Source organism: Sinorhizobium sp. P24N7, assembly GCF_042436655.1.
GTDB lineage: Bacteria > Pseudomonadota > Alphaproteobacteria > Rhizobiales > Rhizobiaceae > Sinorhizobium > Sinorhizobium meliloti_A.
Map to the genome: position 1 here is coordinate 18,213 of NZ_JBHMIW010000005.1, position 13,245 is coordinate 31,457.

The following is a 13,245-nucleotide window of genomic DNA, read 5'->3' on the forward strand; positions in this document are numbered from 1 at the left end:
GCCGGAACGGAAAGAGGTTTTTGCACCCCGGCAACCGGTTTTCCCCACGCCGCGGCGCGTCCTTGAATCGGCCGGGACCGAGAGGCTTCCGGCGTTTCAGAAATACGTCGTTTCGGCGAGCACCACGCCGGTCGCGTCCGGGTTGATCGCGTAGCGCTCCCGGGTCAGCCGCCAGTCTCCGGGCTCGCCGTCGACGGAAAAGAGATTATAGGCGGCGACGGGCTTGCTGCCTCCGGGACCCTGCGAGGCGGATGCGATGCCGACGACCGGCACCGGCCCGGTATGCCCCTTGAGCCAGTGGAGCGTATTGAGATGCGTGTGGCCGTGCAGAACCAGCTCGGCCCCGCCGGCGGAGATGGTGGCAGCGAAACGGCGGATGCCGATCATGCGCTTGTGCATCGAGGTGGCGCCGCGAATCGGCGGGTGATGGATCATGACGATGCGGAACAATCCGGCTTCGCCGGCCTGGCGAAGGAGGTTGACCGTCGCGCGTGCCTGTCGCGGCCCGAAATAGCCGCTCGCGGCGAAAGGGGGCGTGGCCACGGCCGTCGAGCAGCCGATGAGTGCCACCCTCCCGCGCACCCGCATATAGGGAAAGCAGGCATGCTTCTTCATCCAGCCGCTGGGGCCGTCGTCGCCGCGCATGAAGGGATACCATGCATGCGTGATCTTCTCGTATGCGCCGGGCACGTAGGCGTCGTGGTTGCCCGGAACCACCGAGATTTCATTGGGGTCGCCCGCTTCCGCGAGCCATTCGGTAACCGCCTCGATCTCCAGCGAAGAGGCGAGGTTGACGAGATCTCCGGTGATCGCCAGGTGATCCGGATTGCGCACCTCGATGTCCTGCATCAGGCAGTCGAGCGTCCCGGGAAAGAGATGGCGCACCCTGTTCCTGTGCCAGTTGACGAATCCGGTGATCCGCTTGGAGGCGAGTTCGCGGAGGGAGAGATCGGGCAAAGGCCCCAGGTGGACATCGGATATATGCGCAAGTTTGAACATTAATCTCGTCTAGCGCATATTCCCGGGAAGGGGAATCAGTAATGGACTATTCCCGGAAACCGTGAATGTGAGGAGAAGGCGTATGGACGAGAGCCGCGGGCCGGAGATGCCCTCCTGGCGGCTCCGCTTTCTGACGCGGTTTGCCCATGTTTATTTCGCCCTGGCGCGCGGTATGACGCTCGGCGTGCGGGCTGCCTGTTTCGACGATGAGGGGCGGGTCTTTCTCGTAAGGCATTCCTATCTGCCGGGCTGGCATCTTCCCGGCGGCGGCCTCGACCGCAACGAGACTGCGGTGGAGGGCCTTGCCCGCGAACTCAGGGAGGAGGGCAACCTCGTGCTGACGACGGCACCGCTGCTCTTTCAGGTCTACTACAACCGGCGCACCAGCAAGCGCGATCACGTCATCTTCTTCCGCTGCGATAATGTCCGCCAGGAGCGGCCGAAGCGTGCGGATCTCGAAATCGCCGCGGCGGGCTTCTTTCCGCTCGACGACCTTCCGGCGGACACGACGCCTGCGACCCGACGCCGGCTGGCGGAGCTCGCTGGAAGCGCGGCGCCCGATACGTTCTGGTAGGCGACCGATCGCGTCGGATCGCCCCCTTAGCCGCCTGCTTGTCCCTTCTCCCCCGCAAGCGGACGAAGGGACAAGCGGCTAGCGCCCATTTTCTCTCATCCTTGTTCAGAGGCTATCCCGCCCGTGCGGCGCTCCGAGGTCGAGCACCGGACCCGCCGGCACGATGCCCGTGGGATTGATCGTCGTATGGCTGCGGTAATAGTGCTGCTTGATGTGGTGCATATTGACCGTCTCGGCGACGCCCGGCACCTGGTAGAGCTCGCGCAGATAGCCGTAGAGATTCGGATAGTCCGCAATGCGGCGGATGTTGCATTTGAAATGGCCGACATAGACCGGATCGAAACGGACGAGTGTCGTGAAGAGCCGCCAATCGGCTTCCGTCAGGCGGTCTCCCGTGAGATAGCGCTTCGACGCGAGGCGGTTCTCCAGTTCGTCCAGCATGGAGAAGAGGGCGGCGACGCTCTCCTCATAGGCCGCCTGGCTGGTTGCGAAGCCGGCCTTGTAGACCCCGTTGTTGACCGCGTCGTAGATACGCGCATTGAGCGCGTCGATTTCGGGACGCAGATCTTGCGGGCAGAAATCTGCCGTCGAGCCGGTCAGACGATCGAAGGCCGAGTTGAACATGCGGATGATTTCGGCGGACTCGTTCGAGACGATCGTGTTCTTCCGCTTATCCCAGAGGACCGGCACCGTCACCCGGCCGGAATAGACCGGGTCGGCGCGCAGATAGACTTCCCAGAGCATGCGCGAGCCGAAGAGGTGATCGGCGGTGCCGCCGTTCTCGCCCTCACGGTCCTCTCCCTTGAATTCCCAGCCATTGGCCAGCATCAGCGGGTCGACGATGGAAAGAGAGATGAGGTCTTCGAGCTTCTTGAGCTTGCGGAAGATCAGCGTGCGGTGCGCCCAGGGGCAGGCAAGGGACACATAAAGATGATAGCGGCTCGCTTCGGCCTCGAAGCCGCCTTCGCCGGAAGGGCCGGGCGATCCATCTGCCGTGATCCAGTTGCGGAACTGCGATTCGCTGCGCTTGAAATGACCGTTCGTCGCACGCGTGTCGTACCAGACATCCTGCCAGACGCCATTCACGAGCCTACCCATAGGCCAACTCCTTTCGATCGTTTGCTGACGTCATAATTAGTGCTGAGAACCGCGGCCGATAGATGTGAAATTCCGAACAGTGCGTTTTACCCTTTGACTGGCAGCATTTTTCTGCTATCGGCGAAACGGTAGCTCTTTCATCTGGGAACGATCACAACCATGATCCTGTCGGGAAGCCTGCGACGACGCTGATGCTGCAAACGCCCATTCGGGGCGAGCCATCCTCCATGTCCGTTCGCATGCCGGTTCTCGACACATGAAAAAGCACGATCTCGTCTATCTGACCGAAGACGCATCCCACGGCGCAGCCATCGAAATCATCAATGAAGAGGCGTTCGGGCCGGGTCGCTTCACCCGCGCCGCCGCGCGGATTCGCGAGCAGGGGCCCCATGACCGGGCGCTCTCCTTCATCTGCGCCGATAACGGCGAAACGATCGCGTCGGTCCGGATGACGCCGGTAACGGCCGGTTCGGTGAAAGGACATCTGCTCGGCCCGCTTGCCGTCCGGCCCTCGCACAAGAACCAGGGCATCGGCCGGGAACTCGTCCGTATTGCAGTCGAAGCGGCGCGCCGCAAGGGCACCGAAGCGGTTATCCTCGTCGGCGATCCGCCTTATTACCAGCCGCTCGGTTTCGAGAAGGTACGCCACGGCGCGCTCCAATTCCCGGGTCCCGTCGATCCCGCGAGGGTTCTCGTCGTGCCGGTCGCGCCGGACGTTCACGCCCGGCTTGAAGGCGTGATCGCCTGGCGGAATGACGGCGCCGCCTGCCTCACTGCGCGCACGGAGGCGCAAGGGGCGGCTGCCTGATCTCTGGACGTCGGCTATTCGTCGTCCTCGGCCCGAGAATGGCGAAGCTGTGGCCTCGTCGGCGTTCACCGCCCCTCGCGATACCAGGTAGCGGAGATGAGGAAGAGCAGTGCCGCCAGGCCGAAGAGCCCCGCGAATAGCGAAAGGGAATCGATGCCCTTCAACACCGTCTCATCGGTCATGCGCAGCGACAGGCGCTGATCGTCGGCCACGCGGACGGCGCCGCGAACCGGGAGGATAGACGGGAGGTCGACGGGTCCGTCGGCGCTCGCCAGGCGGCGGACCAGGCCCTTCGTCTTCTCCGCCCAGGGTTTGATCTTCTCTTCCGTGGAAATCGCCGCCTTGAATTCGGGCGCATCGACGTTGCCGACATGGACGAGCGTCGTCAATTCGTCGTTGGCAACTTCGAAGAGGCCGATTTCATTGGTCTCGACCTCAGCCTTGTAGAGCCCCGGCTCGCCTTCCGTGAGCGTGACTTCCTGGGTCCGGCCGGAAGGATAGGTGAGGGTCGCCTGGCCGGGATCTCCTTCGATCGTCTGGCGCGTGATCTCGAGCGTCCGGCCCATCGCGCGGGCGGTGAGCGCCTCCTCTTCGAGCGCCGGCTCCTGCATCAGCCAATGCGCCGTGCGGCGATAGAGCGAGACATGCGGCCCACCCCCTTCGAAGCCGCGCGCCCACAGCCAACCCTGGTCGGAGAGCAGCATGGCGACACGCCCCTTGCCGACGCGGTTGAGGACCAGCAGCGGCTTGCCGTCAGCAGCTTCCATTACCGTCTGCCCGAGCGGCCTGTCCACGTCGACGGTACGGAACCAGCGGCCCCAGGCCGGCGGTTCGTCCGCTGCCCCTTCGAGCCCGCGGGTGACCGGATGCTTCTTTCCTTCCTCCGAGAGCCGGGGGAAGAACGCCTTCTCGTTCATGACGCCGGTCGGCGTTGCCGGCAGCACCGCCGCAAGCGGGGTCGCTGCGATCGAATCGTCGCCGGCGTGCTCCGGCCCGGCGGCGATCAGCAGCGCTCCACCGTTCTGCACGTACTGGGCGATGTTGTCGTAATAGAGGATCGGCAGCACGCCACGATGCTGGTAGCGATCGAAAATGATGAGGTCGAACTCGCTGATCTTGTCGACGAAAAGCTCCCGCGTCGGGAAGGCGATGAGCGAGAGTTCGTTGATCGGCGTGCCGTCCTGCTTCTCCGGCGGCCGCAGAATGGTGAAATGGACGAGATCGACCGCGGCATCGGATTTCAGGAGGTTGCGCCAGGCGCGCTCGCCCGCATGCGGCTCTCCCGAAACGAGGAGCACGCGAAGATTTTCGCGGATGCCGTCGAGCACATGCACGGCGCGGTTGTTCGTCTCCGTCACCTCGCCGGCAACCGGATTGACGGCGAATTCCAGGATGTTGTTGCCGCCGCGCGGAACGGTGAAGCTGAACGGAACGTCTGTGCCGGGCTCCGCCTGCTCCGTGGCGATCTCGTTGCCGTTCAGGCGGATCGTCACCTCGGCGCTGCCGCCGGGAGCCGCGCCGTCATCCACGACCCGAAAGGTCATTCTCTGCTGTTCGCCGACGATGCCGAAGCGGGGGGCGCTGACGATTTCGATGCGCCGGTCGAACTCGTCCGGCTTGCCGCTGATCAGGGCGTGGACGGGTGCATCGAAGCCGAGCTTCTGGTTGACGTCCGGCACGTCGTGGATCTGGCCGTCGGTAATGAAGATGGCGCCGCCGACACGGGCGGGCGGCACGTCTGCGAGCGCCGTTGTCAGGGCGCCGAAGAGCCTGGTCGAGGGTGCCTCGGTTTCCTCGCCGTCGGCGGCTTCGACAATACGCGCCTCGATCTGGGGGAAGCGGGAAAGGCGTTCCTTGAGCCCCTCGAGCGCCTGGTCGGTCTGCGCGCGGCGGTCACCGTTCTCCTGGCTCTGGCTGCGGTCGACAACGACGGCGACAATGGTGGAGAGGGGTTCGCGCTCCTCCTGGAAGAGGACGGGATTTGCAAGCGCGAGGCAGAATGCAGCCAGGGCCGCCGCCCTGATCCAGGCTCCCCGAACGCCGCGCCAGATACCGAGTGCCGCCAGAACGGCTGCGACAAGCGCCAGTGCCGCGAGATACGGCCAGGCGAGAAGCGGCGAGAAATCGATTGTCATCGCCGGGTCCTCATTGTCCGAGCCGCTCGAGCAGGGCGGGCACGTGCACCTGGTCGGCCTTGTAGTTGCCGGTCAGCATGTACATCATGATGTTGACACCGGAGCGAAAGGCGTATTCGCGCTGCATTTCGTCCGGCGGCACGGTCGGCAGCAGTGCGACTCCGTTCGAATCCACGGCCCATGCACCGGCAAAGTCGTTGCCGGTGATGATGATCGGCGTCACCCCGTCGCCCGGCCGCGCCGGCCGGTTGCTCGGTTCCTCGCGACTATCGAGCTGGGATTCGATCCACAGCGGGCTGCCGGTATAGCGGCCGGGAAAATTCGTCAGCAGATAGAAGGCTTTGGTCAGGACATGGTCGGCCGGAACCGGCTCCAGCGGCGGTATGTCGAGATTGCCGAGGATCGCCTGGAGACGTTCGGTGTTCGCGCTGGTTCCGTTCGAGGAAGAGCCGAGCGAGGAAAACTGATCACGCGTGTCGAACAGGACCGTGCCGCCCGCCCGCATATAGGCATCGATTCGGCTGACGGCTTGCGGGCTCGGCATGGGCGCGCTGGCGGAAATCGGCCAGTAGATGATGGGGTAGAGGCTCAGTTCGTCCTTGGAGATGTCAAGGCCGACGGGCGCGCCGGGCTCGAGCGTGGTGCGATAGGTCAGGAAGTCGGTGAGGCCTCTCAGCCCGTCTTCGGAAAGGCGGTCCACCTCTTCCTCGCCGGTGACCACATAGGCGAGATGCGTGGTGTCCAGCCTCTCGAGGATGCGCTGGTCGTCCGGGCGCGTGTCGTCGGCAAAGGCCTGCGGCGGGGCGAGGAAGACGGTTCCGGCGAGGACTATGATGATTGCCGAAGCGGCCCTTGCCATCCGGGCGCGTGAAAAGACGCCACCCATGAAGAGCACGATCAGAGCGTCCGCGAGCAGCAGCAGGAGGGCGAGCGTCATCAGCGCCGGCTTCAGCGACCAGCTTTCCGTACCGGCCAGCCGCTCGGAGGTATGAGGGCCGGCGGCGGTCATGTCGATCCGCTTGAGCTCGGCGTCGCGCGGCAAGAGGTTGAGCGCCGTGAAGCCGTCCTCGGAGCCGTAGAGCCCCGGAGGATTGTCGGCTGTCGCGACCGGTGCCTTGCCGGGCACGATGTCGAGGGGACGGGCATTGCCCGTCTCGGCGACGAGCACGCCATCGGCGTTCAGAAGCCGGTAGGGCGGCAAGGTCTGCGCCTTCACGGCCTTGCCGTCGCTGGCGATACCGCCGCCGCGCGAGAGCTGGACACTGCGGCGAAGCATTTCAACGAAATGGCCCGAGATCGGCAGGTTCGACCATGTGGCCTCGGCGCTGACGTGAAAGAGCACGATGCGGCCCGCCCCGCGTGTCGCAGTCGTGACCAGCGGTGTGCCGTCGGCGAGGTTTGCCCATGTGCGCTCCGCCAGATCGGCTGTCGGTTCGGCCAGAACCTGACGCTTGACGAGAATGTCGGTTGGGCGGGCCATGCCGGCGAAGGGACTGTTGCCGGGATAATCGGCGAGCGGCTGCGGTTCGGACCAGGAGAGCGCGCCGCCGAGCGCCCGTTCGCCCTGGCGAAGCGTGACCGGGACGAGCGGATCGTCCGCAGGTGCGGCGGCCAGGCGGGGGCCGGCGAAGCGGATCAGCGTGCCGCCGTTGTCGATCCATTTCGCAAGCAGGGGATAGGTCTCTTCCGGCAGCCGTCCGATGTCGGCCATGATCAGAACCGAGGGGCGCTGCTCGAGAAGCTCCGGAATCGCAACGGCAAGATCGTTCTGGCGGGGCTCGACGAGATCGGCAAAGGGGGCGAGCGCCCGATTGATATAGTAGAGCGGCGAGAGCAGCGGCTGCGACAGGTCACGTGCCTCGCCGCTCAGTAGAGCCACGCGACGGCGGCGAAAGCCGTCGTCGAGGAGATGCTGGGCGCCGGCGGTCGCGGCTCCTTCGATGCCGATGCGGGCGAAGTCGTTGCGCAGTTCGAACGGGGCCTCGATCATCCCCTTGGCGGTTGCTGCGCCGGGTGCGAAATCGATCGCCCCGCTGGCGATCGCCCGGCCGCGGGTATCGAAGGCAATGATGGGCAGGGAACGGCCATCGTCGGTCTTCAGCCGGCTCGCCGTCACCGACATGCCGCCGGACTCGTTGCTCGTCGCAGTGAGTGCCACGGCCTCGCTGCCGTCCGCTTCGATCACCTTGAGACCGGCCGCGCCGATCCCGGCCAGCGCCTCCATCGTCTTGCCGTCGCCCCCTTCGATGCCGTCGGTGAGGAAGGCGACCGTTCCGGGAGGAGCGTCTTCGAAGGCCGCCTGCAAGGCCGCGATTGCGGAACCACGGTCGGCGGGCAGCGGCTCGGGTCTGGCCGCCGCCAGCCGGTTGCGCGCAGTGCTCGCCGATCCGGGCGTCGCGTCGTGCTGGCGCTCTCCGGTGAAGACGATCGAAATCGCGACATCCTTCGCCTCGGCGTCGTCGATCAGCGCCGAGGCGGCTTCGACACGCCGCTCCCAGTCGGGCGCCGTTGCCCAACTGTTGTCGATCAGCAGCGCCAGCGGCCCGGAGGTCGCGAGCGTATTGCTGCGCGGGTTGAAGACGGGGTCGGCGATCGCGAAGATGACAGCCGCGGCCATCAGCATCCTGAGAAGGGTCAGCCACCAGGGGCTTTTCGAGGGTGTCTCCTCGCGCTTCATCACCGAAGCCAGGATGCGCAGCGGCGGAAAGATTTCGGCCGCAGGTCTCGGCGGCGTCATGCGCAGCAGCCACCAGATCACCGGCAGTGCCACGAGTGCTGCCAGAATGGCGGGGTTGGCAAAAATGAAGGAGAGGCCGCCGATCATGCAAGCCCCCCATGGGCCGCTCGGCCCGGCATGCCTGAAAGATGCATATGCACCGTGACCAGGGCTTCCGACGCCGCCCGATCCGTTCTGTGCGGAATGAAGGTCCAGCCGAGATGGCGCAGGCTCGTGCCGAGGCTGTCGCGGCGGGCGCGATAGGCACGCTGGTAATCCTCGCGCAGGATCTCGGCACGTCCCGCGGTCAGCTTCTCGCCGGTTTCAGGATCGGTGAACTCGGTTCTGCCGGCATAGGGGAAGACTTCCTCCGCCGGATCGGCGATCTCCACGACATGGCCGCGCAGGCCCCGGCGGGCGAGCGGTCCAAGTCGTTCCATCACCCGGTCGGCGGGGTCGAGAAAATCGCCGATCAGAACCAGGTCGCTGGCGCCGCGGATCATTCCGGTATCGGGCAGGCCCTCCGAAAGCGGACTATGCATGATTGCGGTTGCCAGCCGCTCGGCGGCGTTGCGCGCCGAAACCGGCTCCATCACGCCCGGGCAGCCGATCCGCTCGCCGGAACGGGCGAGAATTTCGGCGAGCGCCAGCATCAGCACCAGAGCGCGGCTCTCCTTCGAAACGGCGCCGAGCGTCGATTTGTACATCATCGAGGGCGAGAGATCGGCCCAGAGCCAAATCGTGTGCGCTGCCTCCCATTCGCGGTCGCGGACATAGGTGTGGTCGTCCTTGGCGGAACGGCGCCAGTCGATACGCGAGAAGCTTTCCCCGTCGCTGTAGGGGCGGAACTGCCAGAAGTTCTCGCCGATACCGCGCTTGCGCCGGCCGTGCCAACCGGTGATGACCGTGTTGGCGATCCTGCGGGCCTCGACAAGACAGTCGGGCACCAGCATCGCGCGCTGCTGCGCGCGCGACAGGACCTCACCGGAAGGGGTACGCGCGACAATGTGCCCGATCGAGGCCATGCGTCAGCCCTTGGCCCGCTTCACCAGGTCGGCGATGACGTCGCGCACCGACATGCCCTCGGCGCGGGCGGCGAAGGTCAGCGCCATGCGGTGCTGGAGAACCGGCTCGGCGAGCGCAAGGACGTCGTCGATCGAAGGGGCAAGCCGCCCGTCGTAGAGCGCGCGGGCGCGGGCGCACAGCATGAGCGCCTGTCCGGCGCGCGGCCCCGGCCCCCAGGCAACGTTCTTGTCGGTGTCGGCATTGCCGTTGCCGGGGCGTGCGGAACGAACGAGCGCCAGGATGGCGTCGACCACCTTCTCGCCGACAGGCATCTGACGGATCAACCCCTGGATCTGCTGCAGGCGGCCTGCGTCGATCACGGGCCGCGCCTCGGTTTCTGCGAGTCCGGTCGTCTCGAGCAGGATCTGTCTTTCGGCGGCAAGCTCGGGGTAGCCGACATCGACCTGCATCAGGAAGCGGTCGAGCTGGGCTTCGGGCAGCGGATAGGTGCCTTCCTGCTCCAGCGGGTTCTGGGTTGCGAGCACGTGGAACGGCTGTGGCAGGTCCTTACGGTCGCCTGCGATGGTGATGTGATACTCCTGCATCGCCTGCAGCAGGGCCGACTGCGTGCGCGGCGAGGCGCGGTTGATCTCGTCGGCCATCAGGAGCTGCGTGAAGATCGGGCCGGGAATGAAGCGGAAGGAGCGATGACCGGCCGCGTCCTGGTCCATGACTTCCGAACCCAGGATATCGGAGGGCATGAGATCGGGCGTGAACTGAATGCGGCTGTTGTCGAGCCCGAGAACGATGCCGAGCGTGGCGACGAGCTTGGTCTTGGCAAGCCCCGGAACGCCGACAAGCAGCGCGTGCCCGCCGGAAAGTACCGCGAGCAGCGTTTGTTCGACTACGCTCTCCTGACCGAAAATGACCTTGCCGATCTCGGCGCGGACCAGCGCGACCTCTCCGAGCGCCGCCTCGGCTGCGGCGACGATCGCCTTTTCGTCGGCCAGTTCGGTCGCGCCTTTCATTACACTCATTGCAAGTCTCCCGGTCGTCCGCTTCTGGATCGATCGCCGATGCCGGCTGTCCAGTTCCTGTTTTTCAATTTAGACCCCGCGGGGCGGCTGACAAGCCGCCGCCGTCGCACTATCTCGTGAGCTTGACACCAAAGCCTGAAGCATTGCGTTCCAGGCGCGAATGCGGACATATGCGCCGAAGCGAGCTTGTGGTGCATACCCGCTACAGCGCCGCGTCTTATCAGACGCGCAAGGCTTGCTGTAGCACTTTTAACTGCTGCATGCGTTTGTCCTCGATCGGCCACGAACAAGGAAACATGTAGCAGGCAACGGCGTCATGCTTCGGATGCAAGATCGAGACCAAACGGGACGGAACAATGGCAGAAGCCAAGATTCAGCAAATGGGCGATGCGGCCGGCCTGGCGGCGCTGATCGCACGCGCTGCCGGGCAGACGGGCGGCGAGGCGAGAGGGTTGCCGCCGGTCGACCGCTGGAATCCGCCGTTCTGCGGCGACATCGACATGGAAATTCGCGGCGATGGAACCTGGTTCTACATGGGCACGCCGATCGGCCGGCAGCCGCTGGTGAGGCTGTTCTCGACCGTGCTTCGCAAGGACGAGGACGGCAAGACCTATCTCGTCACGCCTGTGGAAAAGGTCGGCATCCGGGTCGCCGACGCGCCGTTCATCGCCGTGGAGATGAGCGTGACCGAGAAGGAAGGCGAGAATGTGCTGACCTTCCGCACCAATGTCGGCGACGTGGTCGAGGCGGGCCCGGAGCATCCCTTGCGCTTCGTTATCCACGGCGACAATCGCGAACTCAAACCCTATCTGCATGTGCGCGGGCGGCTTGAAGCGCTCGTCTCGCGACCGGTGATGTACGACATCGTCGAGCTCGGCGAGACCATCGCGGTGGAAGGGGTGGAGATGTTCTGCGTCAGATCGGCCGGAGCGATCTTCCCGATCATGCCCGCGGCCGAGCTGGAAGCTTTGTGCCGATGAACGGTCACCCATACTCCGCCGACGAATTCCGTCGCCGCGCGCTGCAGCAGGCGGGGGGGCCGATCGAGACTGCCTGGCGCGATCACGGCGATTTCCTGCTGAACCCGGGCATCGTATCCTATCTCGAGTCCCTGCATCTGAAGGACGCCGCAGTCCTCGTCCCCGTCGTCGACGACGGCGAAGACGCCAACGTCATCTTCACCCAGCGCACCTCGAATTTGCGCAAGCATTCCGGCCAGGTCGCCTTTCCGGGCGGTGCGGTGGATCCGGAAGACCACTCCATCGAAGTCGCCGCACTGCGCGAGGCTGAGGAGGAGATCGGGCTCGATCCGCGTTTCGTCGAGACGGTCGCGCGACTGCCGCATTACATGGCCATGTCCGGCTTCCGCATCACTCCGGTGCTTGCGGTGGTTCAGCCCGGCTTCGTGCTTGAGCCGAACCCGGAGGAAGTGGAGAGCGTGTTCGAGGTGCCGTTGTCGTTCCTGATGAATCCGCGAAATCATGGACGGGGAAGCAGTCACTGGCAGGGCGCTGAGCGCCATTTCTATCGTATGCCCTATGGCGAAAGGAACATCTGGGGGATCACCGCGGGGATCGTCCGCATGCTCTATGAAAGGCTCTATGCATGACTTCCATTGTCGCCGAGCGCTGGTTTCAGGCTCCTCATCTTCGCCGCATCTTCGACCTGTTGAACGCCGATGGCGGCGAGGTTCGGGTCGTCGGAGGCGCGATCCGCAACAGCCTCATGGGTTTGCCGGCCGGCGACGTCGACCTGGCAACCACCTGGCGTCCCGAGGAGGTGACCGAGCGGGCGGAGGGCGCCGGCATCAAGGCGGTGCCGACGGGAATCGACCATGGCACCGTGACGCTCGTCATAGAAGGTGTTCCCTATGAGATAACGACCCTGCGCCGAGACGTCGCGACCGACGGGCGTCGCGCCGAAGTGGCCTTCGGGACCGACTGGAAAGCGGATGCGGAACGCCGCGACTTCACCATCAACGCCCTCTACGCCGGTGCGGACGGCGAGATCATCGACCATGTCGGGGGCCTCGGGGACATCGAGACGCGGACGGTGCGCTTCATCGGCAGCGCGGCCGAACGCGTGGCGGAGGATTATCTCCGTATTCTTCGCTTCTTCCGCTTCTTCGCCCATTACGGCAGCGGCCGTCCGGACGCCGAGGGCCTGCGGGCCTGCGCCCAGGCCCGCGCGAAGCTCGCGACGCTTTCCGCCGAACGCGTGTGGACGGAGACGAAGAAGCTGCTTTCGGCCGACGACCCCGGCCGTGCGCTCCTGTGGATGCGGCAGGCAGGTGTGCTGAGCGAGATCCTGCCCGAGACCGAGAAATGGGGCATCGACGCTATCCCCGCGCTGATCGCGGCGGAGAAGAGTTTTTCCTGGCAGGCGGACCCGCTCCTGAGGCTTGCGGCGATGGTCCCGCCCGACGCCGACCGGCTCGAAGCCATGGCCAAACGTCTGCGGCTGTCCAAGGCGGAGAGCGCTTACCTCGACCGGTTCGCCGAAGCGCCGGAAATCGCCGCTACTCTTGCGGATGCGGCGCTCGAGCGCAGGCTCTATCGCCATGGCGCAGAAGGCATCGTCGTCCGGCTGAGGCTTGCGCTTGCCTCGGCACGCCGCAAGGCCGAAACCGATCCGGCATTCCTTGCCGACAGCGCGTCCTTTCACCGACTCCTTGCACGGGCGGAGAAATGGCAGCGGCCTGTCTTCCCGTTGAACGGTGCCGATGTCCTCAAACTGGGGGTTCCCGCCGGTCCCAAGGTGGGGGAAGTGTTGGCAGAGCTCGAAGCCTTCTGGGTCGAGCGCAACTTCAAGGTCGAGCGGGCGACCCTCGTCGCCCGGCTCGAGTCGATGGTGCGGTCGGGCTGAGACCGGTT

Annotated in this window: 11 protein-coding genes; 5 read left to right on the top strand and 6 right to left on the bottom strand. The window is 65.3% G+C overall.

The features are described from left to right. Positions 1-96: 96 nt before the first annotated feature. Entirely contained in the window at positions 97-999 is a 903-nt protein-coding gene (locus ACFHWW_RS09615; protein WP_018095668.1) for a metallophosphoesterase, read from the bottom strand. 82 nt (positions 1,000-1,081) lie between these two features. Between ACFHWW_RS09615 and ACFHWW_RS09620 the strand changes: the two genes are divergently transcribed. Next, the gene (locus ACFHWW_RS09620; protein ID WP_379938077.1) at positions 1,082-1,573 is read left to right on the top strand and encodes an NUDIX domain-containing protein; all 492 of its coding nucleotides are present in this window, start codon (positions 1,082-1,084) and stop codon (positions 1,571-1,573) included. A gap of 105 nt (positions 1,574-1,678) precedes the next feature. Here the strand turns inward: ACFHWW_RS09620 and ACFHWW_RS09625 are convergent, their stop codons facing one another. Further along, complete coding sequence (locus tag ACFHWW_RS09625; protein WP_018095666.1) at positions 1,679-2,671, bottom strand: glutathione S-transferase family protein; 993 nt, start codon at positions 2,669-2,671, stop codon at positions 1,679-1,681. Positions 2,672-2,927: 256 nt separating this feature from the next. Here ACFHWW_RS09625 and ACFHWW_RS09630 point away from each other — a divergent pair, with 256 nt between their 5' ends. Then, positions 2,928-3,479 (top strand): GNAT family N-acetyltransferase, encoded by a 552-nt coding sequence (locus ACFHWW_RS09630; protein ID WP_379938078.1) that lies wholly within the window; start codon positions 2,928-2,930, stop codon positions 3,477-3,479. 65 nt (positions 3,480-3,544) lie between these two features. On the opposite strand, the gene ACFHWW_RS09635 is transcribed toward ACFHWW_RS09630, so the two are convergent. The 4 genes from ACFHWW_RS09635 to ACFHWW_RS09650 are packed head-to-tail and all read right to left on the bottom strand — an operon-like array spanning position 3,545 to position 10,372. After that, positions 3,545-5,614, bottom strand: a complete 2,070-nt coding sequence (locus ACFHWW_RS09635; protein ID WP_100671840.1) for a hypothetical protein — start codon at positions 5,612-5,614, stop codon at positions 3,545-3,547. Between the two features lie 10 nt (positions 5,615-5,624). Continuing rightward, positions 5,625-8,438, bottom strand: a complete 2,814-nt coding sequence (locus ACFHWW_RS09640; RefSeq protein ID WP_379938079.1) for a DUF4159 domain-containing protein — start codon at positions 8,436-8,438, stop codon at positions 5,625-5,627. After that, positions 8,435-9,355 (bottom strand): DUF58 domain-containing protein, encoded by a 921-nt coding sequence (locus ACFHWW_RS09645; protein WP_379938080.1) that lies wholly within the window; start codon positions 9,353-9,355, stop codon positions 8,435-8,437. The genes ACFHWW_RS09640 and ACFHWW_RS09645 overlap by 4 nt, the downstream gene beginning before the upstream one ends. A gap of 3 nt (positions 9,356-9,358) precedes the next feature. After that, on the bottom strand, positions 9,359-10,372 hold the full coding sequence (locus tag ACFHWW_RS09650; protein ID WP_379938081.1) for an AAA family ATPase: 1,014 nt from the start codon (positions 10,370-10,372) through the stop codon (positions 9,359-9,361). Between the two features lie 356 nt (positions 10,373-10,728). On the opposite strand from ACFHWW_RS09650, the gene ACFHWW_RS09655 reads away from it, so the two are divergent. From ACFHWW_RS09655 to ACFHWW_RS09665, 3 genes are read left to right on the top strand one after another with little or no spacing between them, the layout of a single operon-like run. Further along, positions 10,729-11,352 carry a DUF1285 domain-containing protein gene (locus tag ACFHWW_RS09655; RefSeq protein WP_379938082.1) on the top strand — a complete coding sequence of 208 codons (624 nt, stop codon included), beginning with the start codon at positions 10,729-10,731 and terminating at the stop codon, positions 11,350-11,352. Beyond that, a complete protein-coding gene (locus ACFHWW_RS09660) occupies positions 11,349-11,981 on the top strand; it encodes a CoA pyrophosphatase (protein ID WP_018095659.1) in 633 nt (210 codons plus the stop codon). The genes ACFHWW_RS09655 and ACFHWW_RS09660 overlap by 4 nt, the downstream gene beginning before the upstream one ends. Beyond that, on the top strand, positions 11,978-13,237 hold the full coding sequence (locus ACFHWW_RS09665) for a CCA tRNA nucleotidyltransferase (RefSeq protein ID WP_275597546.1): 1,260 nt from the start codon (positions 11,978-11,980) through the stop codon (positions 13,235-13,237). Before ACFHWW_RS09660 ends, ACFHWW_RS09665 begins: the two co-directional genes overlap by 4 nt. The last annotated feature ends 8 nt before the right edge of the window (positions 13,238-13,245 follow it).

Bases quoted from the DNA above. Each gene is read 5' to 3' on its own strand.
- ACFHWW_RS09620 (WP_379938077.1), top strand. From the start codon at position 1,082: ATGGACGAGAGCCGCGGGCCGGAGATGCCCTCCTGGCGGCTCCGCTTT.
- ACFHWW_RS09615 (WP_018095668.1), bottom strand. From the start codon at position 999: ATGTTCAAACTTGCGCATATATCCGATGTCCACCTGGGGCCTTTGCCC.
- ACFHWW_RS09645 (WP_379938080.1), bottom strand. From the start codon at position 9,355: ATGGCCTCGATCGGGCACATTGTCGCGCGTACCCCTTCCGGTGAGGTC.
- ACFHWW_RS09635 (WP_100671840.1), bottom strand. From the start codon at position 5,614: ATGACAATCGATTTCTCGCCGCTTCTCGCCTGGCCGTATCTCGCGGCA.
- ACFHWW_RS09625 (WP_018095666.1), bottom strand. From the start codon at position 2,671: ATGGGTAGGCTCGTGAATGGCGTCTGGCAGGATGTCTGGTACGACACG.
- ACFHWW_RS09630 (WP_379938078.1), top strand. From the start codon at position 2,928: ATGAAAAAGCACGATCTCGTCTATCTGACCGAAGACGCATCCCACGGC.
- ACFHWW_RS09640 (WP_379938079.1), bottom strand. From the start codon at position 8,438: ATGATCGGCGGCCTCTCCTTCATTTTTGCCAACCCCGCCATTCTGGCA.
- ACFHWW_RS09660 (WP_018095659.1), top strand. From the start codon at position 11,349: ATGAACGGTCACCCATACTCCGCCGACGAATTCCGTCGCCGCGCGCTG.
- ACFHWW_RS09650 (WP_379938081.1), bottom strand. From the start codon at position 10,372: ATGAGTGTAATGAAAGGCGCGACCGAACTGGCCGACGAAAAGGCGATC.
- ACFHWW_RS09665 (WP_275597546.1), top strand. From the start codon at position 11,978: ATGACTTCCATTGTCGCCGAGCGCTGGTTTCAGGCTCCTCATCTTCGC.
- ACFHWW_RS09655 (WP_379938082.1), top strand. From the start codon at position 10,729: ATGGCAGAAGCCAAGATTCAGCAAATGGGCGATGCGGCCGGCCTGGCG.